Genomic DNA, 25,615 nt, shown 5'->3' with positions numbered 1-25,615 from the left:
CTGCGACAACGGCGACGGGGGCGGAAGAGATCGTGAGTGGGAAGCTGTGGACGACGACCCGGTGGCGCGGAGTGTCCGCATGAATACCAGTATCAGCAGCCGCAGCATCGGCGAGGCGCCTCGCGTGCTCGTCGTCGACGGCTCCAAGGTGGTTCGCCAGCTGATCACACGGGTTCTGGCCGCCGATCTGCCAGCCGCCGAAGTGGTTGGTTGTGCGACGGGTGAGGAAGCCCAGCGCGAACTGCAGTCCGGCGCCTTCGATTTCATCACCGTCGCCCTGCGCCTGCCCGACATGGATGGCCTGGAACTGGCGCGCTACGTGCGCGAGTCGGCACCGCAGGCCTACGTTCCGATCGTGGTGGTTTCCGGCGATGTCGACGACCGGTTGCATCGCCGGGCGCTCGGTGAACACGTGACCGACTATTTCGACAAGTCGCTGGGTTTCCCCGCCTTGGGAGCCTTCATCCGCGGCTATGTCAGTCCGGAGGCCTCGGCCACGGGTACCGTGCTTTACGTGGAAGACAGCCGTGTCGTGGCCCTGGCGACCCGCCGCATGATGGAGCGTTGCGGGCTGACCGTGCGCCACGTGGTCAGCGTGGAGGATGCGATCGCGCTGCTCGAGGCCGACCGGGAATTGGGCTGGGTCGGGGCGGACGTCGTGCTTACCGATGTCAGTCTCAAGGGCAAGCTCACGGGCGGCGATCTGCTCGAGCACATCCGCACCGAGTTCGGCTACGGGAAGGGGCGCCTGCCCGTGCTGGTGATGACCGGTGACGAGAATCCCGCCAACCAGGCTGCCCTGCTCAAGGCGGGCGCCAACGATCTGGTCGAGAAGCCGGTCGAGGAAAGCCTGCTGATCACGAAACTGCTGTTCCAGCTGCGCGTAGCCCAGCACATGCGCTCGCTGAACGATCCTTCGACATGAGCGGTGACCGCGTGCGCCTGGAGCCGGGTTGGAAAGCCCGTATCGGCGACTATCTGGAGCGGCCCGAGATGCAGGCGCTGGCGGCATTCCTGAGGGAGGAAAAGCGCGCCGGGAAGGTGATCTATCCCCCGGGGCCGGAGATCTTCGCGGCGTTTGACCACACCCCGTTCGACACGGTGCGGGTGGTGATCCTTGGCCAGGATCCGTATCACGGCCCCGGGCAGGCCCACGGCCTGTGCTTCTCGGTGCGTCCCGGAGTGCGGATCCCGCCGTCGCTGGACAACATCTTCAAGGAGATCAGTCGCGACCTCGGGCTGCCGCGGCCGGATCATGGCTGCCTGACCCCGTGGGCCGATCGCGGGGTGCTGCTGCTCAATGCGGTCCTTACGGTCGAGCGCGGCGTGGCCGGTTCGCATCAGGGCAAGGGCTGGGAAGGTTTCACCGACGCCGCGATCGATGCCCTCAACCGGGAGCGCGACGGGCTGGTGTTCATGCTCTGGGGCAGTTACGCCCAGCGCAAGGGGCGGCTGATCGATACCCGGCGCCATCGCGTGCTGACCGCGGTACACCCCTCCCCGCTGTCCGCGCATCGCGGATTCATCGGCTGCGGGCACTTTTCCGCCGCCAATGCCTGGCTGGACCAGCATGGCCAGGCTCCGATCGACTGGTCGCTGCCGCCAAGGGCCCAGCTGGACGCCTAGTCCGGTTTCACGGGCGCCGCACACCGGCCATGCACAATGGCGGGCCTGCCCCGGAGCACTGGACAGTACGGCACAGTTTCTGTACCATTTGGTTCATTAAGTCGACGCGGCGACCGATTCGCCGCGCCGGAACTTTGCGGTGGCTTTAGCACTCCAATGATGCGAGTGCTAAGCTGCCCCTCATCAGGAGGTTCCGTCCATGTCCCAAGCTTTGGTCACCGCCAACATCCCGGTTCCCAGCGTCGTCGGCAGCCTGGATGCCTACATCTCGGCGGTGCACCGCATCCCGGTGCTCAGCCAGGAAGAGGAGCAGGCGCTTTCGCGCCGCTACCTCGAGGAAAACGACCTGTCGTCCGCCCGCAAGCTGGTGATGTCGCACCTGCGCTTCGTCGTGCACGTGGCCCGCGGCTACAGTGGCTACGGCCTGCAGCTGGGTGATCTGATCCAGGAAGGCAACATCGGCCTGATGAAGGCGGTCAAGCGTTTCGATCCGGACCAGGGCGTGCGTCTGGTCAGCTTCGCCGTGCACTGGATCCGTGCCGAGATGCACGAGTTCATCCTCAAGAACTGGCGCATCGTGAAGGTCGCCACCACCAAGGCGCAGCGCAAGCTGTTCTTCAACCTGCGCAAGAGCAAGAAGCGCCTGGGCTGGATGAACGCCGAGGAAGTGCGCACGGTCGCGAAGGATCTCGGCGTGCCCGAGGCCACGGTGCGCGAGATGGAGTCGCGCCTGTCGGGCCGTGACGTGGGCTTCGAGGCCCCGGTCGATGCCGACGAGGATGCCAAGCCGGCCCCGGCCGCGTTCCTGGTCGATGACGGTGCCGATCCGTACGACACTGTGTCCGACGCAGACCAGTCCGACAACGAGCTCGAAACGCTCTCTGCGGCACTGGAGAAGCTTGACGACCGTTCGCGTGACATCATCCAGCGGCGTTGGCTGAACGACGAGAAGGCTACCCTGCAGGATCTGGCCGACGAGTACGGCGTCTCCGCCGAGCGCATCCGCCAGGTCGAAGCGAACGCGATGAAGAAGATGCGCGGCCTGTTCGCCGCCGCGGCCTGATCCGCCGGTCGGGCAAATCGGGAGAAAGAAAAACGGCCCCTCAGGGGCCGTTTTTCGTTGCGCCGTCCGGGGCCCGCGTTACAGCTTGTCGGCGAGCAGCTTCTCCAGCTTCAGCTGGTCGGCGGCGAACCTGCGGATGCCGTCGGCCAGCTTGTCCGTGGCCATGGGATCCTCGTTGTGCCCCCAGCGGAAGGCCGGTTCGTCGAGGGCATCCGGCGGCGTCGCCTGCCGGCCCCCGTCCTCGAGCGCGCGCGGCAGGGGATCGTGGCAGGAGTCGAGCTTCTCCAGCAGCTCCGGGCTGATGGTGAGCCGGTCGCAGCCCGCCAGCGCGCGGATCTGCCCGGTGTTGCGGAAGCTGGCGCCCATCACCACCGTCTCGAAACCGTGGCGCTTGTACCAGTCGTAGATGCGCCGCACCGACTTCACGCCCGGATCCTCGTGCGGCTCGAAGCCGTCGGCGTCGGTGTTGGCGATGTACCAGTCGTAGATGCGGCCGACGAACGGCGAGATCAGGAACACCCCGGCCTCGGCGCAGGCCACCGCCTGTTCGAACGAGAACAGCAGGGTCAGGTTGCACTGGATGCCGCGCCGCTCCAGTTGCTCGGCGGCGCGGATGCCGGCCCAGGTGGATGCGACCTTGATCAGGATCCGGTCGCGCTTCACCCCCGCATCTTCGTACAGGCCGATCAGCCGCTCGGCCTTGGCGATGGTTGCGTCGGTATCGAAGGACAGGCGTGCGTCCACCTCGGTGGAAACGCGGCCCGGCACCAGGTCGAGGATCTTGCGCCCTACCGCGACGGCGAGGTGGTCGCCGGCATCGGCGAGCTGCTGCTCGCGGTCGTTTCCGCGCCCCTTGGCGAACGCCACGGCTTCGTCGAGCAGGGAAGCGTAGGCCGGGATGCTGGCGGCCTTGAGCAGCAGCGAGGGATTGGTCGTGGCGTCGACCGGCTTGTAGCGGGCGATGGCCTCGATGTCACCGGTGTCGGCAACCACGGTGGTGTACTGGCGAAGTTGTTCGAGCTGCGATGCCATGGGGCCTCCTTCAGGTGGACCTGAAATTATAAGGCCCGCTGGTCGTTCTGCCGTGAGGGCAAGGTTCAGTAGAGGTCGATGGGGTCGACGTCCAGCGACCAGCGTACCCGCCGCGATGACGGCAGGGCGCCGAGCTGGAGCCGCCACGGCCGTGCGACCGAATGCAGCCGGGCACGACTGGAGGATTCCAGCAGCAATTGGCCGCGATGCCGGCCAGCACGCAACGGCATCGGCGCCGGCATCGGCCCGGCCAGTTGGACTTCCGGATCGTTCGGCAGCGCCGCGGCCGCAGCGGCCAGGAAGGTGTCCACGTCGGCGCGATGGTGCGCATCGGCGCGGAGCAGGATCTGATGGCTGCAAGGAGGCAGCTGCACCGCCTCGCGCTCGGCCAGCAGGGTTGCTGCCGCCGTTCCGTAGCCCGAGGCGAGCAGCGTGCGCAGCAACGGATGCTCGGGATGATGGGTCTGCAGCAGCACGCGACCGGTGCGATCGGCCCGCCCGGCCCGCCCGGCGACCTGCACGAGCAGCTGGGCGAGCCGTTCGCCGGCCCGGAAATCCACGCTGTGCAGCCCTTCGTCGATGCTGACGATGGCGACCAGCGTCAGCCGGGGAAGGTCGTGTCCCTTGGCCAGCATCTGCGTACCGACCAGGATCGCCGGGCCGTCCTGCCGCAGGTCGTCCAGCAGGTGCTCGAAGGCATCGCGGCGGCGGGTGGTCTCCCGGTCGATGCGCCTCACCGGCACGTCGGGGAACAGTGCGCCAAGCGCCTCCTCCAGTCGCTCGGTGCCGTGGCCCTGCGGCCAGAGCGCACCGGCGCCACAGGCCGGGCAGTGCGACGGCACTGGCGCGTGCCGGTCGCAATGGTGACATCGCAACTGCCGTTGCCCGGCATGCAGGGTCATCGGGCGTTCGCAGCGCGGGCAGTCGGCGTGCCAGCCACAGGCGTGACAGAGGAGGACCGGCGCATAGCCGCGACGATTGCGGAATACCAGTACCTGTTCGCTCCGCGCGACCGTCTCGCGCACTGCGGCCAGCAGCGCGGGCGACAGACCATGGTCCAGATACTGGGCGCGCACGTCGACGATCTGCACCTGCGGCGTGGGCCGCGCGGCGCCAGGTCGGGTACGAAGACGCAGCGTCCGGAAGCGTCCGCTGGCGGCGTTGGCCAGCGTCTCCAGCGAGGGCGTGGCGCTGCCGAGCACGATCGGCACGCCTAGTTCGCGGGCACGGACCAATGCCAGGTCACGCGCGTGGTAACGGAAGCCTTCCTGCTGCTTGTAGGAGGCGTCATGTTCCTCGTCGACCAGTATCAGGCCGGCGCGCGGCAGCGGAGTGAACACCGCCGAACGGGTGCCCAGCACCACCGTGGCCTCGCCGCTGCGCGCGCGCAGCCACGCCCGCGCCCGATCGCCCTCGGCCAGGTTCGAATGCAGCACTTCCACCGGCACGCCCAGGCGCTCGCGCAGCCGGCGCAGGGTCTGCGGCGCCAGGCCGATCTCGGGCACCAGCAGCAGGCTCTGCCGGCCTTCGGCGAGTGCCTGTTCGATCAATGCCAGGTACACCTCGGTCTTGCCGCTGCCGGTGACGCCATCGAGGAGGAACGGCTGGAAACGTCCGAAGGCCTCACCGACGGCGGTCACCGCATCGCGCTGCTCCGCGCTCAGTGGCAGGGATGTTGGCGGTTGTCGTCGGGGTGGTGCAGCTGGCGGGGGGCAGCGCTCGACCAGGTGGGCGGTGGCCAGACGACGTGCCGCGGTCCGCCACGCAGGCAGCGCGGCGGTCAGCTCGTCCGCGTGGCGCGGCCCTTCGATCAGCAGGCCAAGCAGATCCCTGCTGCCGCCTCGCCGTCGGCCGGCGGCGTGCTCCTGTTGCCCGGCCGGCGTGAGCTGCCAGTATTCCTCGGCGATGTCCGGCAGCGGCCGCGGCTCGCGCAGCGCCAGTGGCAGCGCCTGCGCGAACGCTTCCCCCGGTGCGCCCAGCCAGTAATCGGCGGCCCAGGCCAGCGTGCGAAGCAGCTCGCCGTCCAGCAGCGGCTCGTCATCCAGCACTTGCAGCACCGGCTTGAGCCGGGAGTCATCCCGTTCCGATGTCACGGCCGCGTCGACCACGATACCCACCTGACGACCCCGCCCGAACGGCACCAGCACGCGCTGGCCAGCCATGATCCGGCCGTCGGCCGGTGGCAGATAGTCGAACAGGGTCGGGAGCGGGACGGGCAGGGCTACGCGGACGGCGGTGGACATGGCTACCTCGGGGTGCGCCAGTGTAGCCGGCCGGGGACCGGACCCCGCTCAGGCCGCATCGCCGGCGGAAGCGATCATGGGTCCGTTCGTTGCCGGCGATTGTTTCGCCCGACTCTAGGAAGGCGGGATAAGTGCCCCCTCTCCGGGCATTTTTCCGCTTATCCACAGCTGCTGTGGATAACTTTGTGGATGGAGCGGGGAAGGGGGCGCCTGAGGCCCGTCACGGCGGCCTTCACGACACACTGCGCAAGATTTGGCCATCAGAAAAACATGATGTTTTTCAGCTGTTTGCGTTGCCCGTTCAACTTTGCTTCACACCGATGCCATGAAACCGTCGCGTGGGTTGACACTCCGATGACGCTGTGCAAAACCCCCGCTGCCTCCGCCCGCGCCATGCGGCCGGATGTGATGGACGTCACGGTTTGCGGCGCGCCACACCCTCAGTGTCCGGCACCCAGCACGAGGGCAACGCCGAGCACCGTGAAAAGCAGCCAGAAGTAGCACCAGCCCACGCACCAGTACTTCAACAGGGTCATCCCCCAACCCTGCCGATAGATGCGCTTCTGCATCACCAGCAGGTAGGCGAACATCCACACGATGAGCGCGAATCGCACGACGCCCAGTGGATAACCCATCCAAGGCGCCAGGGGGCGCAGCCACGTCGACAGCATGCCGACCATCAGGACCAGCAGCAGGGCCAGGAACAGGAAAGCGTGGCTGTGCAGGGCGACGATCACGTGTTCCATGTAGAGCCTGCGCCGGAACACGTAAAACACTTTCAGCAGCAGTGCGAACAGCGGAATCATCACCAGCATGCTCTGCGGCAGCACGCTGAAAAAGCCGGCGACCATCCGCTCGCGGGCCTCCTGCCGCTCTCTGGCGTCGCGGCCATGCAACGCTGTCTTGAGGTTGATCTTCAGGTGGCGCTCGAACTCGGTCAGCCGGCGGTTGGCGAAGTCCGGCAGCCAGGCGATGTGCACCGGCTCGACTTCATCCCATTTCGCCTCGTCCGCGTCAGCCGCGTGGCCGCGAGTGCTCGACCCTGGAGTCGTCGTGGTGACCGGGATGGCCGGTGTGCCCGCCGCGCTGCCGGCACCGGCAGGGATGGGCGCAGCGCCCAGCTCGATCAGACGTTTGTCGGCGTCTTCACGGAGCTTGCGTTCGGCGAGATGCAGGCCCTGTTCCGCGCCCGGCAGGCCCTCGGTCTGGGCGCCGGCGGTGTGCAGGCTGGCCAGCTGGCTCTCGAGGTGCCGGTGCACGTCCTGTGCGGTGGCGTCCGCAGCGAAGGCGTTCCGCTTTTCCTGCTGTACCAGCTTGGAGCTGATCGGCTGATTGGCCCCTCGGTCGAGCAGGCTGTCCGCCGCCAGGTGGAAGGCAAAGAAGCTCAGCAGGCACAGCACGAACATCAGGCGGAACGGGGCGACATAGCGCTGGCGACGTCCGGCGAAGTATTCCAGCGTGAGGAAGCCCGGCCGGGTCATCAGTGGCGGCAGGGTGTGCAGGATGCGGCCGTCGACATGCAGGAACATGTCCATGCCGTCTTCCAGCATGTGGTGCACCGGCTTGAGCACGCTGTGAACCGATTGCCCGCAGTGATGGCAGAACTCCCCCTCCATCACGGTGCCGCAGTTGGCACAGTGCACGATGGTGGCGTGGTCGAGCTGGTCCATCGATGGTTCCTCCCCTGGAAGCCGAGGATGGTGTCACAAGGATGCGGCCGGAGGGCAGCCCTGCCGTGAGGCCCGGTCCGCTAAAATGCGCGGCCGACCCGAACGAACCCGCCATGACCGCTTTCCGTCCCGACCGCGCGCGCATCGCGCACGAAGTCGGCGCCACCGTACGTCTCGCCCTGCCGCTGATCGCCGCGCAGCTGGCGGCGATCGGTTCCAACGTGATCGATGCAGTGCTTTCCGGCCACTACAGCACCCACGTGCTCGGTGCGGTGGCGGTGGGCGCCAACGTGTGGTCGCTGGCCATCGTCACCGGTATCGGGCTGATGATGGCTGTGCCGCCCTCGGTGGCGCAGCTCGATGGCGCCCGGCGTCGCCACGAGATCGGTGCGTTGTTCCGCCAGGCGCTGTGGCTGGCGCTGATGACCGGGATGGTGCTGTGGTTCGCGGTCCGCCACGCCAGTCCCCTGTTCGCATGGATCGGCGTCACCCCGGACCTGCGCGTCGACGTGGACGCTTTCCTGCATGCGATCAGCTGGGGCGCGCCGGCACTGACGTGCTACTTCGCCCTGCGCGGCTTGTCCGAGGGGTTGTCGCTGACCCGGCCGTCGATGTTCTTCAGCCTGGGCGGGCTGGTGTTGCTGGTGCCGCTGGGCTACGTGTTCATGTACGGCAAGCTGGGCCTGCCGCCGCAGGGAGCGCGTGGCTGCGGCATGGCCACCGCGCTGGCGCTGTGGCTCGAGCTGGCCGGCTTTGCGACCTATGTGCTGCGCCATCCCAACTACCGGGGGCTGGGCCTGGTCGATCATTTCGAGTGGCCCGACTGGCGTCGCATTGCCGACCTGCTGCATGTCGGCGGGCCGATGGCGGTGAGCCTGCTGGCCGAGGCCGGCCTGTTCGTCGCGGTGGCGCTGGGCATCAGCCGGCTCGGCGACACGGTGATGGCCAGCCACCAGGTGGCGATCAACGTCGCCTCGCTGTTCTTCATGATTCCGCTGGGCCTGGCCATGGCGATCACCGTGCGGGTCGGCAATGCGGTGGGGCGTGGCGATGCGGTCGGGGTGCGCTATGCGGGCTTCTGCGGGATCGGCCTGAGCCTGGTCACCCAACTGGTGTCGGCGGCGGTGATGTTCGGCCTGCCGCATCGGATTGCCGGGCTCTACACGCACCAGCGGGAAGTGATCGACCTGGCCGCGCAGTTGTTGTTGCTGGCGGGCGTGTTCCAGTTCTCCGACGGTATCCAGGTGGCATCCAACGGCGCGCTGCGCGGCCTGAAGGACACCCGGGTACCGATGGCCATCACCCTGTTCTCCTACTGGGGTGTCGGCATGCCGGTCGGCTGGTGGCTCGCCTTCCAGCATGGCCTGGGCGCACGTGGCATGTGGATGGGCCTGATCGCCGGCCTCAGTGCCTCGGCCGTCCTGTTGTTCACCCGGTTCTGGCGGAGCGCGCGTCGCGGCCGCTGGGTCGGCGCGCCGCAGCCTGACCACCCACACATGACCGCGCCGGTGCAAGCCGGTACGCTGCCCCTCGATCCGTGACCTCCCACCTTCCGAACAGGACGGCTGCATGACCGCTTCGCGCCCCAATGGCTTCTGGGCCTTTCTCCGCGTCTTCGGGCGCGGCCTCAACGTGGTGCGACTGGTCATCATCAATGCAGTGTTCTTCACGCTGCTGTTTCTGGTGCTGCTGCTGGCGATCGGCGTGACGGCCGGACGCCATGCCGGCATGGGCATCGACGCCGACTCGGTGCTGGTGCTCAAGCCGGAAGGGCGACTGGTGGAGCAGTACAGCGTGGCGCCACTGCAGCGGGTGTTGTCCGGACTGTCGGGCGACGAGCCGAAGGAAGTGCAGGTGCGTGACCTGGTGCGAGCGATCGACGCCGCGACCACCGACAAGCACATCACCCGCATCCTGCTGCTGCCGGACCAGTTGCAGGCCGGCGGCTTTGCCGCGCTGCGCGAGGTGGGTGCGGCGCTGGACCGCTTCCGCGCCGCCGGCAAGCCGGTGATCGCCTGGGGCGTGAACTACGACCAGGGCCAGTACTACCTCGCCGCGCACGCCGACCGCCTGCTGGTCGATCCGCAGGGCGGGGTGATGATCACCGGCCTGGCCAACTATCGCCTGTTCTACAAGGACCTGCTGGACAAGCTCGGCGTGCAGGTGCACCTGTTCCGCGTCGGCCAGTTCAAGAGTGCGGCCGAGCCGTACATCCTCGACCATGCCTCGGATGCGTCCAAGGAAGCCGACAGCTACTGGATGGGCGGCCTGTGGGACAACTACATCGATACCGTCGCCAAGCTGCGCAAGCTCGATCCGGCCACGCTGCGCGATGACGTCGACCACCTGCCGGACCACATCGCCAGCACCCGGGGCAACCTGGCCCAGCTCTCGCTCAACGAGCATCTGGTCGACGGCCTGGCCACCGAGGCCGACGTGGAGGCCATGATGCGTCGCGAGGGCGTGCCGGCCGGGCGCCAGGGCAAGGGTTTCCGCTCGGTCGGCCTGTCGCGCTATGTCGCCCAGTTGCCGGACGACAGCGGTGCGCTGTTCAAGCCCGGCGTCGCGGTGGTGGTGGCCGAGGGCGAGATCAGCGGCGGCAAACAGCCGCAGGGCCGGATCGGAGGCGAATCCACCGCCGCGCTGATCCGCGCCGCGCGCGAGGACAAGAAGACCAAGGCGCTGGTGCTGCGGGTGAACTCGCCCGGCGGCGAGGTGTACGCCGCCGAGCAGATCCGCCGCGAGGTGGAGCTGACGCGCAAGGCGGGCATCCCGGTGGTGGTGTCGATGGGCGACGTGGCGGCCAGTGGCGGCTACTGGATCTCGATGGATGCCGACCGCATCTTCGCCGAGCCGAACACCATCACCGGTTCGATCGGCATCTTCGGCATGTACTACTCGATCCCCGACACGCTGGCGAAGCTCGGGGTGCAGAGCGACGGTGTGGCGACCGGGCCGATGGCCGGCGCGTTCGACATCACCCGCCCGCTCGATCCGAAGGTGGGTCAGGTGATCCAGGCGATCATCGACAAGGGCTACCGCGATTTCGTCGGCGGCGTGGCCAAGGCGCGCGGCAAGGATTACGACGCCATCGACGCGATCGCCCAGGGCCGCGTATGGACCGGAAAGCAGGCGCTGGACCGGGGTCTGGTCGACCAGCTCGGCGGGCTCGACGAGGCGGTCGCCTATGCGGCGAAGAAGGCCGGGCTGGCCAAGGGTTATCCGGTCCGCTACATCGAGCAGCCGCTGGGCGGCTTCGAGCAGTTCGTGGTTGGCCTCAACCGCACTGCGATGGTGCAGGCGGCCCTGTCCTACGGCGTGCATCTGCCGCGCTGGATGGCGGAGCTGCCGCGGGCGATGCCCGAGCTGCAGTTGCTGCGCGATGCGCGGCCCGGTCGGCCGAACATCTACGCCTACTGCTTCTGCGCGCCGCGCTGACCGCTCAGGCCAGCGCGGCGCTGTACCAGCCGTCGCGCTGACGGACCGACACCGCCGCCTCGAACGCAGCGCTGAGCGGCTCGTCGCGCAGCACCCGCCCGCATGGGCCGTCGGCCAGCACGCGGCCGCGGTGAAGCAGCACCACGCGGCCGATCTCGGGCACGATCTCCTCCACGTGATGGGTCACCATCAGCAGCGTCGTGCCGCCTCGGGCCAGCCCGCGCAGCTGCTCGAGGAAGGCACGCCGGGCCGTCATGTCCAGGCCGGCGCAGGGCTCGTCCAGCAACAGCGCCAAGGGGCGGTGCACCAGCGCCCGGGCGATCAGCACCCGGCGTGCCTCGCCGGTCGACAGGCTGGCCAGCGGGCGACCGATCAGGGACGAGGCGCCTGCCAGTTCCAGCGCCTCACGTGCGTGCCGACGCATGGTCGGAGTGACCGTGCGACCCCAGGTGTCGTGGGCAGCGAAGAAGGCCGATTCCACCGAGGTCAGCACTTCGTTGCCGGTTTCATTTCCCAACAGCTGCTGCAGGGCGGGCGAGACGATCCCCAGTCGTCCGCGCAATTCGGCGATGTTCCAGCGTTCGCGCCCCAGCACGCGCACCGGTGCGGTTGCTCCGGTGCGGGCCAGTGCGTGCAGTTCGCGCGCGACCAAGCGCACCAGGGTGGACTTGCCCGAGCCATTGCGGCCGAGAATGGCAGTGTGCTCGCCGCGGTCGATGCGCAGGGTGAGGTGATCGAGCGCGGCGTGATCGCCCCGCAGTACGGTGGCGTCGTCGATCTCCAGCAGGGGGGCGCGGTCGATCCCGGTGGCCGGATCGCTCACTGGCTGGCGGCTTCGATCTGTTTGCGTTGCTCGGCAGCCTGCTGGTCGACCACCTTCTGGACATCCTTGGCGCGCTGCTCGTCCTTCTTCATGCCGTCCCACGGCGTGGCCACCCGCTTGGCCTGGGCATCCTGCCCAGCGCGGGGTGCCGGCGGCTTGCCCGAGCAGGCGGCGAGCACCAGCGTTGCCGACAGCGCAACGATCATCGGACGTACGTTCATGGCATCGACTCCCGGCGTGGATGCGATCAGTGTCCCGCCCCTCGGCGACAGCGGCAAGGCCGCTGGCACGGCGTGCGGATCGCGCTTTAAGCTCGCCCCATGAACGCACGTATCGACGCCTGGCAATTGCACGGACACGCGGCGCTGGTCACCGGAGCCAGCAAGGGTATTGGCCATGCCACGGCGAGGGAGCTGGCCGGTCTGGGGGCCGACCTGCTGCTGGTCGCGCGCGACGAGGACTACCTGGAGCAGGTCCGGCTCGACCTGGCCGACGACTTTCCGGACATCGAGGTCCTCGCCTTCGCCGCCGACCTGGCCGAGCCGGAGGACCGGCTGGCCGTGTTCGACTGGGTGCGCGACCTGGACATGCCGCTGTCGCTGCTGGTCAACAACGCAGGCGGCAACCAGTCGATGCCCACGCTGGATTATGCGGCCGGCGACTATCGGGCGATCTTCGAGCAGAACCTGTTTTCCGCCTTCGAGATGTGCCGGCTGGCGCATCCGCATCTGGCCGAACATGGCAACGCGGCGATCGTCAATGTCGGCTCGGTGTCCGGCACGACCCATGTGCGCACCGGCTCGCCGTACGGCATGACCAAGGCGGCGTTGCACCAGTTGACCCGCAACCTGGCCGTCGAGTGGGCCACCGACGGCATCCGCGTGAACGCAGTCGCGCCGTGGTACATCCGCACCCAGCGTACCGACGGGCCGCTGGCCGATCCGGATTACCTGGAGGAAGTACTCGATCACACCCCGCTGCGGCGCATCGGCGAGCCGGAGGAAGTTGCCGCGGCGATTGCCTTCCTGTGCCTGCCCGCCGCCAGTTACATCACCGGCCAGGTGCTGGCGGTGGACGGAGGCTTTGTCAGCTACGGCTTCTGATGCCCGCGTTTTCCACAGCAGCTGTGGATAGCTCCCGGACAAGCTTGTGGATGGGCCCTGCAACGTCTCGCCACGCAAGGGTTTTCAGCGGATCGATGACGTTCTGACCAATGTCGGCGGGTGTTTTCCACAGCTTCTGGGGATCGCCTGTGGACAAGCCTGTGGGTGGTTCCGGCAAAGCCCCGTGCTGCAGTCGGTTGCATCACCTTGCGCAGGAATCGCTCAGTGCGAGGCGCAGTTCGCCAGTTGTGCCTCGAGCTCGGCCTCGCGTTTGACGAAAGGGGCCTGCTCGCTTTGAAAGGCCTGCTGGAGCTTGTGTTCGTTCTCGTCGTACTGCTGTTGCAATGCCTCGCAGGTTTCCCGGGCGTCGAGAGGGCGGCAGGCATCGCGCACCCACACGTAGTTGTTGGCGACCAGGCCCGGGGTCACCTTGCCCCGGTTGAGTTCCGGCGCCGAGGCACCCGCGCCACCGAGTCCGTAGACCGACCCCAGGGGCTGGCTTGCCGCTCCGAGCACTCCGAACGGAACGGCATAAGGTGCCGGCTGGCCATTCGCGCTCGTATAGAGGGAGCCGTCTGTCGCTTTCTGGCAGCGGTAGAGCATGGGCAGGGGCGCGGCAGGTGGGGGGGCTGCCATCGGCATCGTGACCGCAACCGGGGGCGGCGCCGGAGCCGCGGTATCGGGCGGAGGCGGGGCGGCCGGCCCGGGCGCGGCGAGCGTAATGGCCTGCTGCTTCGCCCGGGCAGGGCACGGTGCATCCTGGTAGCTCACCCGGCCGTTGGCAGCCGTGCACTTGTAGGCGGTTTCCGCCGCGACCGGTACCGACAACAGCGTGGCGACCAGCATCAGCAGCAGGCGGCGGGCGACCATGGCGTATGCCGTGCAGGCTCGGGGCTGGGCCGGGTCAGAACTCGGCGACGTGCTCTTCCGCGGCAAAGCCGACGGTCAGGGCGCCCTCGCCGACGTTGACCATGCCGGTGATGCTCATCGGGGCGACCATCAGTTCCACCTTGCACTCCTCGCAGGCGGCCTTGAGCGCCTCGAATCCCGCCAGCTTGGGCACGTCGGCCAGGTCGCCGCCGTAACTGATGCAGACCACCGGTACCAGCAGGCCGGCATGCACCCGCTTGCTGACGTAGTCGAACAGCGTCTCGGCGCCATGCTCGAAGCCGCGGACCTTGCCAACCGGGGCGGTCTCTCCGCGATAGCCGCGCAGCAGCGGCTTGATGTCCAGCGCCGAACCCATCACCGCGCTGAACAGGCCGACGCTGCGGTCGCCCTTGGTCTTGGCGCGGGCGCGCAGGTAGTACAGGTCGCGCGGCAGCATGTAGCCGTAGGAATTGTTGGCGATGTAGGTCAGCCGCTCGCGGATGGCCGCCGGCGCCTCGCCACTCTTGAACAGCCGGGTCGCTTCGACGATCGCCGGCGCAGCGCCTGCGAACAGCGTGCGGGTGTCGATCACCCGCATCAGGAACGGGCCGGGCATGGTGGTCTGGTCGCGCACGTCGCGGTAGTGCTTGAGCACCGCGAAGCTGGCCTTGATCACGTGGTCGTTGATCGGGCTGCGCGTGGCGGTGATGGTGAGGCAGAACACGCAGTCCTTTTCCAGTACCAGCTTCTCGAGGAAAAGCTTCTGCACGTCTTCCACCGAACAGGGTTCGGTCGAAGCGGAGTGACTCCGGCTGCCCATCTTCTGGTCGAGGAAGCGCTGGATTTCCGCCGGGTTTCGGTCGTCCTTGAACGTGTCCTTGTCGACATGCACGGCAATCGGCATCACCGCGATGTCGTGTTCTTTGATGAACGCCTGCGGCAGGTCGCAGGATGCGTCGATTGCAAGGCCCATGCGCATAGTCTTGATAACCCTCCCGGAAGGCGCGCCGAACATAACACGGCCCCCGGTGCCGTGACGTACCTCGCATCCATGCGCCCAGTGGGAGCCTCGTCGCCAGCATATCGACCCGGCTCCGGGCGTCTTGAGCGGTCCCTTCACTGGCGGTCGCTGTCGCCGCCCGCCTAGAATGCCGGGCTATAACATTTGGCATCTTGCCGGCGTGGCGTCGCCGGTAACGCGCGGCCGTTGCGACCGCGCCGACCTCCCGAGGTCCCATGAAAAACAAGCAAGAAATCGTCTCCAACTGGTTGCCACGCTACACCGGCACCCCGCTGGAGGAGTTCGGCCAGCACATCCTGCTGACCAACTTCGGCCACTACGTGGATCTGTTCGCCCAGTGGCACGGCGTGGAGGTGCGTGGCCGCGACCGGCCCATGCCCAACGCCACCGCCGATGGCATCACCCTGATCAACTTCGGCATGGGCAGCCCCAACGCCGCCACCGTGATGGACCTGCTAGGCGCGATCAGCCCCAGGGCGGCGCTGTTCCTGGGCAAGTGCGGCGGGCTGAAGAAGAAGAATCAGATCGGCGACCTGGTGCTGCCGATCGCCGCGATCCGCGGCGAGGGCACCTCGAACGACTACCTGCCGCCGGAGGTGCCGGCGCTGCCGGCTTTCCAGCTGCAGCGCGGCGTGTCGACGATGATCCGCGACCTCGGCTACGACTACTGGACCGGTACCGTCTACACCACCAATCGCCGGGTCTGGGAGCACGACGATGGTTTCAAGGATTACCTCAGGCGTACCCGCTGCATGGCGGTCGATATGGAGACTGCCACGATCTTCGCGGCCGGATTCGCCAACGGCATCCCCTGCGGCGCACTGCTGCTGGTATCCGATCAGCCGATGATTCCCGAGGGCGTGAAGACCGAGGCCAGCGACCAGAAAGTCACCGGCCAGTTCGTCGAGAGGCACATCCGCATCGGCGTGGAGGCTCTGAAACTGGTACGTCGGCACGGGCGCAGCGTGAAGCACCTGCGCTTCGAGGAGGACATCGAGCCCTGAAGCGCCGCCGAATGGCGCCCTGATGCGGTTTTCGGCAGGACAACTCCCCTTCCTGCCTCGTCCGGCTTCACAAATCAACCGTTGACCGGATGTAAGAAAAACGTGATAAAGGGGAGTCTCGAACTTCAGAAGGAGACTGTAAGTTCTTGCGCAACCATATGTATCCCCACGTAAAAAAACCCCTTTTTTTTGTATTGCCTTTCTTGGGAGGGTTGTTGTGAATATCAATACGAACAAACTGGCCACGTCCGTGCGGACGGCCCTGACGATCGGCGCCGTGATTGCGGCCGGCGTCGCCATGCCTGCGTTCGCGCAGGACGCCAATCAGAAGCCGGCGGACCAGAAGGACGCCACCACGCTTCAGACCATCACCGTCACCGGTTCGCACATCCGTCGCGTGGACCTGGAGACCTCCAACCCGGTGGTCACCATCGACGCGGCCCAGATCAAGGCCACCGGCAAGCTGACCCTGGGTGACATCGTCCAGCAGCTTCCGGCGGTGACCGGCGGCAACGTCAACCCGCAGGTGAACAACGCCGGCGGCACCGGTGGCAGCAGCGTGGGCCTGCGCGGCCTGGGCAGCCAGCGCACCCTGATCCTGATCGACGGCAAGCGCATCATCAACGGCGATCCGAACTCGATCCCGGCCGACATGATCGAGCGCATCGAAGTGCTGACCGACGGCGCGTCCTCGGTGTACGGCTCCGACGCGATCGGCGGCGTGGTCAACTTTGTCCTGAAGAAGGACTACCAGGGCGCCCAGTTCGCCGTGAACTACGGCCAGTCCGGCCATGCTGACGGCCGCTCGAAGGGTTACACCTTCACGTTCGGCCAGACGTCGGACAAGGGCAGCATCATGGGCGGCATCGACTACAACAAGACCGAGGCGGTGCTCGCGAAGAACCGCGACTTCTCGAAGAACTCGGTGTCGGTGTTCGGCAGCAGCCAGACCCCGGTCTACAGCTACGTCGGCGGCTCCAGCTTCCCGGCCTACGGCAACATCCAGCTGCCGGGTGTCAATCCGGACGGCTCGTTCCAGGCGGGCAGCCTGGCCGCCCAGTACGGCTGCAAGAACGTTGCGCTGAACCCGGGTGCCAGCGGCCAGAACGCGGCGACGGACTACCACTGCTTCACCAATGCCGACAAGTACAACTACGCGACGGTCAACCTGATCCAGACCCCGCAGGAACGCACCAGCATGTTCCTGAAGGGCACCTACAACCTGGGTGACCACGTCCAGGCCTACTTCGACGGCTACCACAACAAGACCAGCTCGGGCTTCCAGCTGGCTCCGGCGCTGCTCGGTGCCCCGTACGGTGCGGTGATCTCGGCCAACTCGTACTACAACCCGTTCGGCGTGGAGTTCTCCTCCGCCGGCAACGACTACCGTGCGCGTCTGGTCTCGGCCGGCAACCGCTCGGCCAACTACGGCACCAGCACCGACCAGATCCACACCGGTTTCAAGGGCGACTTCACCTTCCTTGACCACGACTGGAACTGGGACGTGGGCATGGGGTACGGCCACTTCTCCCAGCAGATCGTGACCCGCGGCCTGCCGAATCAGGACAAGCTGAACGCCGACCTGGGCCCGTCGCACCTGGATCCGGCCACCGGCCAGGTGGTCTGCGATTCCGGCGCCAACGGCTGCACCCCGTTCAACCCGTTCAACCTGTTCGATCCGAACTCGGTCGCCGCCCTGCAGGCAGCTGCCGTTCCGGCGATCAGCAACAACTTCTCGATCGAGCGCACCTACTCGGCCGACGTCAACGGTGGCCTGTTCGAGCTGCCGGCCGGCACGGTCCAGCTGGCGGCAGGCGTGTCCTACCGGAAGGAGTACACCCACTCGGAGATCGATCCGCTGCTGCTGATCGACCCGGCCACCGGTAACTGCACCCTGGGCAGCCAGTGCTCCTCGCCGCTGCGTGGTGGCTACAACGTCAAGGAAGGCTACGCCGAGGCGTTCATCCCGGTACTGAGCGACCTGCCGGGCGTGCAGGCGCTGAACGTCACCATCGGTGACCGCTACTCCAAGTTCAGCACCTTCGGCAGCACCAACAACACCAAGTTCGCGGTGGAATATCGCCCGATCTCCGACCTGCTGCTGCGCGGCACGGTGTCGAAGGTGTTCCGTGCGCCGACCATCGGCGACGTGTACAACTCGCCGATCAGCGACGCGCCGAAGCTCGCCAGCGATCCCTGCGACGGCACCACCACTGCCGGCAACCCGGCCTGCGTGGGCGTGCCGACCGATGGCAGCTTCGTCAACCGCGACGTGGCCCTCGGCCAGCAGATCAAGGGCGTGATCTCCGGTTCGCAGTACGCGAACTTCCCGCTGGGTCCGGAGCGCGGCAAGTCGTTCGACTGGGGCTTCGTGTACTCGCCGAGCTATGTGCCGGGCCTGTCGTTCAGTGCCGACATCTGGAAGGTCTACCTGAATGACACGATCTCGGCGATCGGCGCCCAGACCGTGCTGGACCTCTGCTACAACGGCGCGACCCAGTACTGCCCGCTGATCAGCCGTGCCCCGGCCGGCAGCGCCAACCCGGGTCAGATCACCCAGATCGTCGAGCCGACCGGCAACCTCGGCCGTACCGACGTGGGCGGTGTGGATATCTCCGGTCGCTACAAGCTGCCGCAGTTCTCCTTCGGCACCTTCGTGGTGGGCCTGGATGCGACCTACCTGTCGCGTTACGACCAGCAGACCGCACCGGGTACCGCGGCGAACACCGTCTACCACGACGCGGGCCACTTCCAGCCGTTCGGTTCGGGTGCGGCCTCGACCTGCCCGAGCGGCGGTGGCGTGTGCCTGTTCCCGCGCTGGCGCGGCAACACCTTCGTGAACTGGAACCTGGACAACTGGAGCGCCTCCTGGCGCATGCGCTACATCGGCGCGTTCCGCAACGGCTCGAAGAGCCCGTCGCAGGACACCAACCCGGTGCAGGGCCTCGCAGGCTACGAGTTCAAGTACGGCGCCACGGTCTACAACGACGTGCAGGTCGGCTACAACTTCGAGCCGCTCAACACCCGCGTGGATCTCGGCATCAACAACGCTTTCGACAAGAAGCCGCCGTTCCTGTACGCGAACAACACCCTCAACGCCAACACCGATCCGAGCGATTTCGATCTGCAGGGCCGCTACTACTGGGCTCGCGTGACCGTGACGTTCTGATTGACTGGAACGCATTGAGTAGCTGAAGCTGGAGGGCCGCGCGGGGCAACCCGCGCGGCCTTTCCTTTTCCGAAAAGCGTTTCCCGTGATCAACGACATTCTCAGCGCCCTGCAGACCGGTCGGCCGGAGCTTGCGGAGCGGCTGTCCCGCGATGCCCTGGCCGCTCGTCCGGGCGATTCCGATCTGACCCTGTTCCTGGCGATCAGCCTGCAGCAGCAGGCGCGTCTTGCCGAGGCGGTGCCGCTGTATGCGGCGCTGGCCGAGAGCCATCCCGACAGTGGATTGCACTGGGGCAATTACGCGACTGCGCTACGCAGCGCCGGGCGCGAACAGGAGGCCGAGGCCGCTTATCGACGCGCCCTGCAACTCGATCCGGACAATGTCGAGCAGCTGCTGAATTTCGGCCTCCTGCAACTGCATCGCCGCGAGTTCGTGGCCGCCCGCGACACGCTTCTGCGCGCCCACGCGCTCGATCCCGCGTCCCTCTCCGCGCGCATCCATGCCGCGCGCGCGTGCGCCGTGTGCCGTGATTCGCGGATCGAAGACCTGCTGCGCCCCTGGCGCGAATGGAAGGATCTGGACAACGACCTGCAGTTCGAACTGGCCGATCTGCACCTCGTGCTAGGCGAGGCGAATATCGCCCGCGTGCTGCTGGAGGAGCTGCTGGAGCGGAACCCCGGACACCTGCCCACGCGGATGCTTCTGGCCGCGGTGTACGAGCGCATCAACGACCTGGATGCGTCCGACGCGATGCTTGCCACCATCGAGAGCGAGTACGCGCAGCTGGACGGCGACATGCAACTGGAAACCCTGCGTCTTCGTGCCAAGCTGTGCCTGCGTCGTGGTCTGCCCGATGAAGCGCGGTCCCTGCTCGAGCGCGCCGGCCCGCGTGCGGACGACGACTACGGCCACTTCTTCGTACTCGCCGAAGTCTGCGACAAACAGCGCGACTACCCGGCCGCGATCGCTGCACTGCAAGAGGCGCACGCCCGGCAGCTGGAAGAGTTGCGCGTGGCGGTGCCCCAGCGCTTCGCCCCGGGCGCCCCGATTTTTCCCGCCGCGGAGGGGCACATCAGTGTCGAGGAGTATCGGCGCTGGCCAGTACTCCAGGCTCCCGATGCTTCCCACTCGCCGGTCTTCATCGTGGGCTTCCCGCGTTCGGGCACCACCCTGCTCGAGCAGATGCTGGACGCGCACCCGGCCCTTCAGTCGATGGATGAGCGCCCATTCTTCACCATCCTCGCCGACCAGCTTTCCGACTATGGCATCCGGGTGCCGCGTGATCTGGACAAGCTCGATCAACATATCTGCGACGAGCTGCGCAAGGGTTACGTCAGCCTGGTCTGCGCCAAGATCCAGCGTCGCTGGGACGCCCGGCTGGTCGACAAGAATCCGTTGAACATGCTGTGGCTGCCGTTGATTCACCGGATGTTCCCCAACGCGAAGATCATCCTTGCGTTGCGCCACCCCTGCGACGTGCTGATAAGCAACTACATGCAGAACTTTCGTGCCGCGCCGCTGGCAGCGGCCTGTGCTTCGCTGGAAAAGCTGGCCGAGGCCTATGTCACCGCGATGCGGTGCTGGCTGCACGACGTGGAAGTGTTCCAGCCGGACGTATTCGTCTCGCGTTACGAGGATCTGGTTGCCGATCCGGAAACCCGGACGAGGCGCATTGCCGACTTCCTCGGGCTGGAGGACGCCACGCCGCTGCTGCGCTTCGACCAGCGCGCACGCGACAAGGGCTTCATCGCCACACCCAGCTATGCACAGGTCACCCAGCCGGTGAACCGCAAGGGGCTGGATCGCTGGCGTCGCTACCGGCAAGCGCTGGCGCCGGCGCTGCCCGTACTGGAGCCGATGCTCCGGCACTGGGGTTATTCGGTGGACTGAGTCCGGTTCAGTCCACGCGCAGGCGCTCCAGCTCCGGGATGACCGGCGCGTAGCGCCGCCAGCGCTCCACCGAGCTGCGGTAGACCGGCTGGCGGGCCTGCCACAGGCTGGCGGTGCTCAGTGCCGCGGTGTCCGCGCTGGCGTGCGGCGCGGCCTCGGGCAGGCCCAGCCAGTGGGCGAGCGATCCGGTGCACGCGTCCGGATCGGTCACCAGTGCCTCGTAGTCCACCGTGCGCACCGCGTGCGGATAACGCGTCTGCCAGTGCGCCATCATCCGCCGGGCGTCGCGCATCACCGTGGCGATATCGCCGAGGTCGTAGGCGAAATCCTGGCTGCCGGGGTGGAAGCTCTGCATCCAGAGTGACAGTGCGTTGTCGCGTGCCTCGCGTCGACAATGAACGATCCGCGCGTTCGGGAAGAGCGCGAGGATCAGGTCTACGTGCAGGAAGTTGTTCGGCTGCTTGTCGACATACCAGCCCACCGGCGTATCGTCCTGCAGCAGCTGTCGGGCATAGGTATGCGCGGCGTCACGCATCGCGGCGATCATGTTCGCATGGCTGCTTGCTGCGCCGACGCGCGACGCGAGCATGGGCAGCCAGGGCAGTTCGCCGCGATGACGTACCTGCGGGTGCCTTGCCAGCCGCTCGGCGAGCAGGGTGCTGCCCGCGCGCGGCATGCCCACGACGAACACCGGCGTCCACGCCGGGGGCGCGAGTCCGGGGTCGGGTAGCGGGCCCCGGCCCAGCCGCATCTCGACGCCTCGCCTCCACGCCTTGCGTTGCCAGCGCAACTGGTCACGCATGATCGCGTTGGCCTCGCGCAGCAGGGCCGCTGCGCGTTCGATCTCGCCGATGTCATCGAATGCCTTGCCCAGCGCGAAGAGCAGGCTGCTTCGCGGGTAAGGCGCGAGGTCGTCGCGCTCCAGCCAGTGCCGGAAGCGGGCGAAGTCGGGATGATCGGCGGACCGGTAGCGCTGAAGCGACGACAGGCCCAGCGGCACGTGCCAGTCGGCCACACGCGGGCTGCGTGCGAGCACTGTCTCGTAGTGTTCACGCGCCAGCTCGAAACGGCCCAGCTGGGCCGCCAGCGCGGCAGCGTGCACGTGCAGTCGGGGATCGTCCAGCCCTGCGGCGAACGCCTGTTCGCAGAGTGCCATCGCGTCCTGCTGCCGGCCGCCGTCGTCGAGTAGCTCGATCGCGTCGATCCGCCGTTCCACCTCCTCGGGGGCGTGGATGAAGGCCCCGCGCAGCAGCGTGCCGGCGGCAAGCAGGCGTCCCTGGTCGTGCAGTGAGCGGGCCAGCTGGAGCGCTGCAGCCAGGTGGCCCGGTTCGCGCGCCAGCACGGCTTCCAGCTGCGCATCCGCTGCCGCGGTGTCGCCCGCCTGGCGCTGCAGGCCGGCGAGCGCGAACTGCAGCGCACTGGAGTCGGGGTGCTCGGAAAGCCCCTGCACGAGCAGGGAATGCGCGCGGAGTGCATCGCCGGCCAGCAGGCGCTGTTGCGCCTGCTCCAGCCACGCTTCCGCGGGCACGGGCCGATGGTTCACCGGGGAGCCCGGCTGGATGCCTCGTCGTGCCAGTGCGGCAGGCCGAGGGCAAGGCGCAGCGGATCGAGCAGGGCTCCGTAACGAGTGCTGTGCCGGGTGTCGCGGCGCAGCGGCTGGCGCACCTGCATCGCGCTGGGCGAGCGGACCTGGCGGGTGTTTTCGTGGAACTCGAGGCAGGCCGGGTCGAACGGCAGTCCGCAGTTTTCGAGCAGATCGCAGATGCGTGATTCGGGTTCGTCGAGCAGTGCCTCGTAGTCGTGCAGGTAGACCCTGTCGGGGTAGGTTCGGGCAAGACGCTGCAGGTGCCGGTCGCAGTCGCGCCAGAAACTGGCGAGGTCTTCGAAGCTGCGGGTGTACTCGTTGTTGTCGAGCTTCTGCCGGTAGCAGGAGAAACAGGTCTCCAGCGGATCGCGTAGGCAGCCGACGATGCGCGCACCCGGAAGCATGGCGCGGATCGCATCGCCATAGATCCAGTTGCTCGGCAGCTTGTCGGTGAAGCGGGGGCGCTCGCGGCGCCAGTGCCGGGTGCGTTCCAGATAACGTTCGCCGAGCCGCTGCCAGTCGGCCGGCTTCATCTGCGGCACCCAGCGGGGAAACGGCAGGCCGCGTCGCCGCGACTCTTCCGCCAGTACCTGCGGCAGGTCCGGAAGCTCGCCGGAGCCCTCGACCTGGGGGTGCGAGGCGAGGATCTGTTCGGCCAGCGTCGAGCCGGAGCGTGGCAGGCCGACGATGAAGATCACTTCTTCGCCCAGTCGCCGATCGGGGGCGCCGTCCGGTGGTGGAGCGAAGAAGCCTGCCAGTGCATCGACCGCCTGCGAGTAGCCGGCCGCGTTCCAGCGCCGGCGCTGCCGCGCGATCGCGTTGGCCTGCTCCAGCGTCTGCAGGGACTCGGCGTAGCGCCCGTGGTCGTCCAGCGCGCGGGCCAGCGCGAAGCCCATGGCGATGCGATCGTCGTCGCTGGCCCGGGGCGACCGCAGCGCCTGCCGCAGGTCGCGGATGTCGGACTCGGCCATCTGCACCGTCTTGAGGTCCGCCAGACCCCACCAGGCCATGCCCGCCCAAGGGCGCTCGGCCAGCACCTGGCGGTAGCTGTCGGCGGCCTCCTGCGACTGTCCGCGCATGCGCAGCAGGTCGGCGAGCAGGGCGCGAGCGTCGACCGAGTGCGGATCGATCAGGACCGCCTGTTGCAGCGCGTCTGCGGCTTCCTCGTTGCGCACGCTGCGGGTGAGCATCACGCCCAGGTTGTACCAGGCCAGCGCCATCTTCGGCTGCAGTCGGCAGACCGCCTGGAGCATTTCGATGGCGGCGTCGTAATCCCCGGCCTGGCCGAGCAGGGTTGCCAGGGTGTTGAGGCCGGGCGCATGTGCGGGATGGCGGCGAACCACCTCTCGCATCAGCGCGATGGCATCCTGGTTCCGCCCCTGCATGCCCAGCAGCCCGGCCTGCATCCGCTGCACCTCGGGATGGTCGGCGTGGCTCTGCAGCAAGGTGGGCAGCAGGCGAGCGGCGTCGTCGATGCGGCCGGCATCCAGCGCCTGGCCGATGCGCGAGAGCAACTGGGACTGTGCCGGATCGAGCCCGGGCTGGAACGATGACATCGGAAGAGGCATTTCCATCGTGCGGGCGACGCGCTGCCCGAGGCAGCTATTATGCCCGGCCATGGCAAGCCGCCGCGTCTGCGGCCAAGTGCGGCAAGGCCGCTATCCGGAGTATCACCCTCGATGAGTACCCAGTCCCAGACCGATTCCGCTCCGTTGCACGAGCGGGCGCGCGGCCATCTGCAGCGCGGCGAGATGGCCGCCGCCGAGACTGCCTACCGGCAGCTGCTGGAGCAGGCGCCGGACGATGCCGAGGCGCTGATGTTCGTGGCCAACCGGGAGATGGCCCGCCGCAACGCGCCGGTTGCGATGATGTTGCTCAGCCGCGCCGAGCGGGCCCACCCGGAGCACGCGGGCGTCGCCCACCAGATCGGCAGTGCGCATCTGGCGGTGGGTGATGTCGAGGCGGCGGCGATCAGCCTGCAGCGCGCGCTGACCCTGGCGCCGCGCCTGTTCGTCGCGCGCCTGCAACTCGGCATTGCCCTTGAGCAGCTGGGCCAGGCCGATGATGCACTGCGGGCCTATTTCATCGCCGTGCGCACCGCGCAGGAGCAGGGACGCTGGCTCAGCGATGCGAACACCGCGCCGGGGTTGCGCGATACGGTGAAGTACGCAATGGGCTATGCCAACGCCGGTCGCCGCCGCCTGTTCGACCAGGCGCTGGAGCCATTGCGTCAGCGCTACGGGGCGGATGAGCTGCGCCGCGTGGAGCGGGCGCTGGCGATTCATGTCGGAGTCGAGCCGATGCCTGCGATCGATCCGCGTCAGCGGCCGCTGTTCCTGTACTTTCCGGATATCCCGAGCCAGCCCTACTACCCACGCCATCGCTTTCCCTGGCACGAGGCACTGGAAGCGGCGACCTTCGCGATCCGCGAGGAACTGCTCGCGGTGCTGGCCGGCGAACAGCCGCTGGACTCGTTCCTGGGCGTGGACAGCCCGGAGCAGGCTGCCACGATGCTGCGCGCCTCGGGCGCCGAGGCGCCGGCCTGGGACGCGTATTTCTTCCACCGCCACGGGCAGCGTTACGAAGACCACGCGCGGGCGTGCCCGCGGACCATGGCCGCGCTGGATGCCTGTCCGCTGGTCCGCATCCGCGACCACGCGCCCGAGGCGCTGTTCTCGGTACTGCGGCCGGGGACCCACATCCTGCCGCATACGGGGGTGACCAACACCCGCCTGGTCACCCATCTCCCGCTGATTGTTCCCCGGGAATGCGCGCTGCGCGTGGGCGGTCAGGAGCACCACTGGCGCGAGGGCAGCTGCGTCACCTTCGACGACACCTTCGAGCACGAAGCGTGGAACCACAGCGACGTGACCCGGGTGGTATTGATCCTGGACAGCTGGAACCCCGATCTGACCGAGGTGGAGCAGATGGCGGTGACCGACCTGGTCGCCGCGATCGGCGACTTCAACACCCGTTGCGAGCTGCCGCCGGCGAGCGTCTGAGAAAGCAGCTCCGGGGAACTTTCCGGCCGCGAGCAGCAAGCCGCCGCCCGAGGGCGACGGCCGGTTGGATCCGGG

Annotated in this window: 19 protein-coding genes; 10 read left to right on the top strand and 9 right to left on the bottom strand. The window is 67.6% G+C overall.

The genetic code is table 11. The features are described 5' to 3' along the window. The first annotated feature begins 79 nt into the window (after positions 1–79). From C693_RS0118195 to rpoH, 3 genes are all read left to right on the top strand, one after another. On the top strand, positions 80–925 hold the full coding sequence (locus C693_RS0118195; RefSeq protein WP_017463715.1) for a response regulator: 846 nt from the start codon (positions 80–82) through the stop codon (positions 923–925). Further along, positions 922–1,626 (top strand): uracil-DNA glycosylase, encoded by a 705-nt coding sequence (gene ung / locus C693_RS0118190; RefSeq protein WP_017463714.1) that lies wholly within the window; start codon positions 922–924, stop codon positions 1,624–1,626. The genes C693_RS0118195 and ung overlap by 4 nt, the downstream gene beginning before the upstream one ends. A 199-nt stretch (positions 1,627–1,825) precedes the next feature. After that, complete coding sequence (gene rpoH, locus C693_RS0118185) at positions 1,826–2,689, top strand: RNA polymerase sigma factor RpoH (RefSeq protein WP_017463713.1); 864 nt, start codon at positions 1,826–1,828, stop codon at positions 2,687–2,689. A gap of 78 nt (positions 2,690–2,767) precedes the next feature. Here the strand turns inward: rpoH and tal are convergent, their stop codons facing one another. The 3 genes from tal to C693_RS0118170 all read right to left on the bottom strand — a co-directional run bounded on the left by tal (position 2,768) and on the right by C693_RS0118170 (position 7,634). Further along, positions 2,768–3,721, bottom strand: a complete 954-nt coding sequence (gene tal, locus C693_RS0118180; RefSeq protein ID WP_017463712.1) for a transaldolase — start codon at positions 3,719–3,721, stop codon at positions 2,768–2,770. Positions 3,722–3,786: 65 nt separating this feature from the next. After that, on the bottom strand, positions 3,787–5,964 hold the full coding sequence (locus tag C693_RS0118175; protein WP_017463711.1) for a primosomal protein N': 2,178 nt from the start codon (positions 5,962–5,964) through the stop codon (positions 3,787–3,789). Between the two features lie 440 nt (positions 5,965–6,404). Next, on the bottom strand, positions 6,405–7,634 hold the full coding sequence (locus C693_RS0118170) for a DUF3667 domain-containing protein (protein WP_017463710.1): 1,230 nt from the start codon (positions 7,632–7,634) through the stop codon (positions 6,405–6,407). A gap of 113 nt (positions 7,635–7,747) precedes the next feature. On the opposite strand from C693_RS0118170, the gene C693_RS0118165 reads away from it, so the two are divergent. Together C693_RS0118165 and sppA are read left to right on the top strand one after the other, a co-directional pair. Beyond that, a complete protein-coding gene (locus C693_RS0118165; RefSeq protein WP_017463709.1) occupies positions 7,748–9,175 on the top strand; it encodes an MATE family efflux transporter in 1,428 nt (475 codons plus the stop codon). A gap of 28 nt (positions 9,176–9,203) precedes the next feature. Further along, a complete protein-coding gene (sppA, locus tag C693_RS0118160) occupies positions 9,204–11,072 on the top strand; it encodes a signal peptide peptidase SppA (protein WP_017463708.1) in 1,869 nt (622 codons plus the stop codon). 4 nt (positions 11,073–11,076) lie between these two features. On the opposite strand, the gene C693_RS0118155 is transcribed toward sppA, so the two are convergent. Further along, positions 11,077–11,895: an ABC transporter ATP-binding protein gene (locus C693_RS0118155; RefSeq protein ID WP_017463707.1), complete on the bottom strand. Its 819-nt coding sequence runs from the start codon at positions 11,893–11,895 to the stop codon at positions 11,077–11,079. After that, positions 11,892–12,116 (bottom strand): hypothetical protein, encoded by a 225-nt coding sequence (locus C693_RS0118150; protein ID WP_017463706.1) that lies wholly within the window; start codon positions 12,114–12,116, stop codon positions 11,892–11,894. Before C693_RS0118150 ends, C693_RS0118155 begins: the two co-directional genes overlap by 4 nt. A gap of 99 nt (positions 12,117–12,215) precedes the next feature. Between C693_RS0118150 and C693_RS0118145 the strand changes: the two genes are divergently transcribed. After that, positions 12,216–12,998: an SDR family oxidoreductase gene (locus C693_RS0118145; protein WP_017463705.1), complete on the top strand. Its 783-nt coding sequence runs from the start codon at positions 12,216–12,218 to the stop codon at positions 12,996–12,998. Between the two features lie 222 nt (positions 12,999–13,220). Here the strand turns inward: C693_RS0118145 and C693_RS0118140 are convergent, their stop codons facing one another. Continuing rightward, on the bottom strand, positions 13,221–13,868 hold the full coding sequence (locus tag C693_RS0118140) for a DUF4124 domain-containing protein (protein ID WP_017463704.1): 648 nt from the start codon (positions 13,866–13,868) through the stop codon (positions 13,221–13,223). 34 nt (positions 13,869–13,902) lie between these two features. Continuing rightward, complete coding sequence (locus tag C693_RS0118135; RefSeq protein ID WP_026107536.1) at positions 13,903–14,847, bottom strand: DegV family protein; 945 nt, start codon at positions 14,845–14,847, stop codon at positions 13,903–13,905. Positions 14,848–15,104: 257 nt separating this feature from the next. On the opposite strand from C693_RS0118135, the gene C693_RS0118130 reads away from it, so the two are divergent. The 3 genes from C693_RS0118130 (at position 15,105) to C693_RS0118120 (ending at position 20,953) form a co-directional block, all read left to right on the top strand. Beyond that, positions 15,105–15,893, top strand: coding sequence for an AMP nucleosidase (locus C693_RS0118130; protein ID WP_017463702.1), 789 nt, complete (start codon positions 15,105–15,107; stop codon positions 15,891–15,893). Between the two features lie 217 nt (positions 15,894–16,110). Then, positions 16,111–19,062, top strand: a complete 2,952-nt coding sequence (locus C693_RS0118125; RefSeq protein WP_017463701.1) for a TonB-dependent receptor plug domain-containing protein — start codon at positions 16,111–16,113, stop codon at positions 19,060–19,062. An 85-nt stretch (positions 19,063–19,147) separates the two neighbouring features. Beyond that, positions 19,148–20,953, top strand: a complete 1,806-nt coding sequence (locus C693_RS0118120) for a tetratricopeptide repeat-containing sulfotransferase family protein (protein ID WP_017463700.1) — start codon at positions 19,148–19,150, stop codon at positions 20,951–20,953. A gap of 7 nt (positions 20,954–20,960) precedes the next feature. Here C693_RS0118120 and C693_RS0118115 read toward each other — a convergent pair whose 3' ends face one another. Next, a complete protein-coding gene (locus tag C693_RS0118115) occupies positions 20,961–22,481 on the bottom strand; it encodes a tetratricopeptide repeat-containing sulfotransferase family protein (protein ID WP_241762701.1) in 1,521 nt (506 codons plus the stop codon). A gap of 11 nt (positions 22,482–22,492) precedes the next feature. Next, positions 22,493–24,094: a tetratricopeptide repeat-containing sulfotransferase family protein gene (locus tag C693_RS0118110; protein ID WP_017463698.1), complete on the bottom strand. Its 1,602-nt coding sequence runs from the start codon at positions 24,092–24,094 to the stop codon at positions 22,493–22,495. A 123-nt stretch (positions 24,095–24,217) separates the two neighbouring features. Between C693_RS0118110 and C693_RS0118105 the strand changes: the two genes are divergently transcribed. Next, positions 24,218–25,540, top strand: a complete 1,323-nt coding sequence (locus C693_RS0118105) for an aspartyl/asparaginyl beta-hydroxylase domain-containing protein (RefSeq protein WP_017463697.1) — start codon at positions 24,218–24,220, stop codon at positions 25,538–25,540. Positions 25,541–25,615: the final 75 nt, after the last annotated feature.

The organism is Dyella ginsengisoli LA-4 (assembly GCF_000334915.1).
Classification (GTDB): Bacteria; Pseudomonadota; Gammaproteobacteria; order Xanthomonadales; family Rhodanobacteraceae; genus Dyella_A; species Dyella_A ginsengisoli_A.
Note: the sequence above shows the minus strand (reverse complement) of the source record. Positions and strands in the feature narration are given on the sequence as shown.

What these genes read in the sequence shown, in the direction of transcription:
- C693_RS0118195 (WP_017463715.1), top strand. Translation starts at nt 80, where the DNA reads ATGAATACCAGTATCAGCAGCCGCAGCATCGGCGAGGCGCCTCGCGTG.
- ung (WP_017463714.1), top strand. Translation starts at nt 922, where the DNA reads ATGAGCGGTGACCGCGTGCGCCTGGAGCCGGGTTGGAAAGCCCGTATC.
- rpoH (WP_017463713.1), top strand. Translation starts at nt 1,826, where the DNA reads ATGTCCCAAGCTTTGGTCACCGCCAACATCCCGGTTCCCAGCGTCGTC.
- tal (WP_017463712.1), bottom strand. Translation starts at nt 3,721, where the DNA reads ATGGCATCGCAGCTCGAACAACTTCGCCAGTACACCACCGTGGTTGCC.
- C693_RS0118175 (WP_017463711.1), bottom strand. Translation starts at nt 5,964, where the DNA reads ATGTCCACCGCCGTCCGCGTAGCCCTGCCCGTCCCGCTCCCGACCCTG.
- C693_RS0118170 (WP_017463710.1), bottom strand. Translation starts at nt 7,634, where the DNA reads ATGGACCAGCTCGACCACGCCACCATCGTGCACTGTGCCAACTGCGGC.
- C693_RS0118165 (WP_017463709.1), top strand. Translation starts at nt 7,748, where the DNA reads ATGACCGCTTTCCGTCCCGACCGCGCGCGCATCGCGCACGAAGTCGGC.
- sppA (WP_017463708.1), top strand. Translation starts at nt 9,204, where the DNA reads ATGACCGCTTCGCGCCCCAATGGCTTCTGGGCCTTTCTCCGCGTCTTC.
- C693_RS0118150 (WP_017463706.1), bottom strand. Translation starts at nt 12,116, where the DNA reads ATGAACGTACGTCCGATGATCGTTGCGCTGTCGGCAACGCTGGTGCTC.
- C693_RS0118145 (WP_017463705.1), top strand. Translation starts at nt 12,216, where the DNA reads ATGAACGCACGTATCGACGCCTGGCAATTGCACGGACACGCGGCGCTG.
- C693_RS0118140 (WP_017463704.1), bottom strand. Translation starts at nt 13,868, where the DNA reads ATGGTCGCCCGCCGCCTGCTGCTGATGCTGGTCGCCACGCTGTTGTCG.
- C693_RS0118135 (WP_026107536.1), bottom strand. Translation starts at nt 14,847, where the DNA reads ATGCGCATGGGCCTTGCAATCGACGCATCCTGCGACCTGCCGCAGGCG.
- C693_RS0118130 (WP_017463702.1), top strand. Translation starts at nt 15,105, where the DNA reads ATGAAAAACAAGCAAGAAATCGTCTCCAACTGGTTGCCACGCTACACC.
- C693_RS0118110 (WP_017463698.1), bottom strand. Translation starts at nt 24,094, where the DNA reads ATGTCATCGTTCCAGCCCGGGCTCGATCCGGCACAGTCCCAGTTGCTC.
- C693_RS0118105 (WP_017463697.1), top strand. Translation starts at nt 24,218, where the DNA reads ATGAGTACCCAGTCCCAGACCGATTCCGCTCCGTTGCACGAGCGGGCG.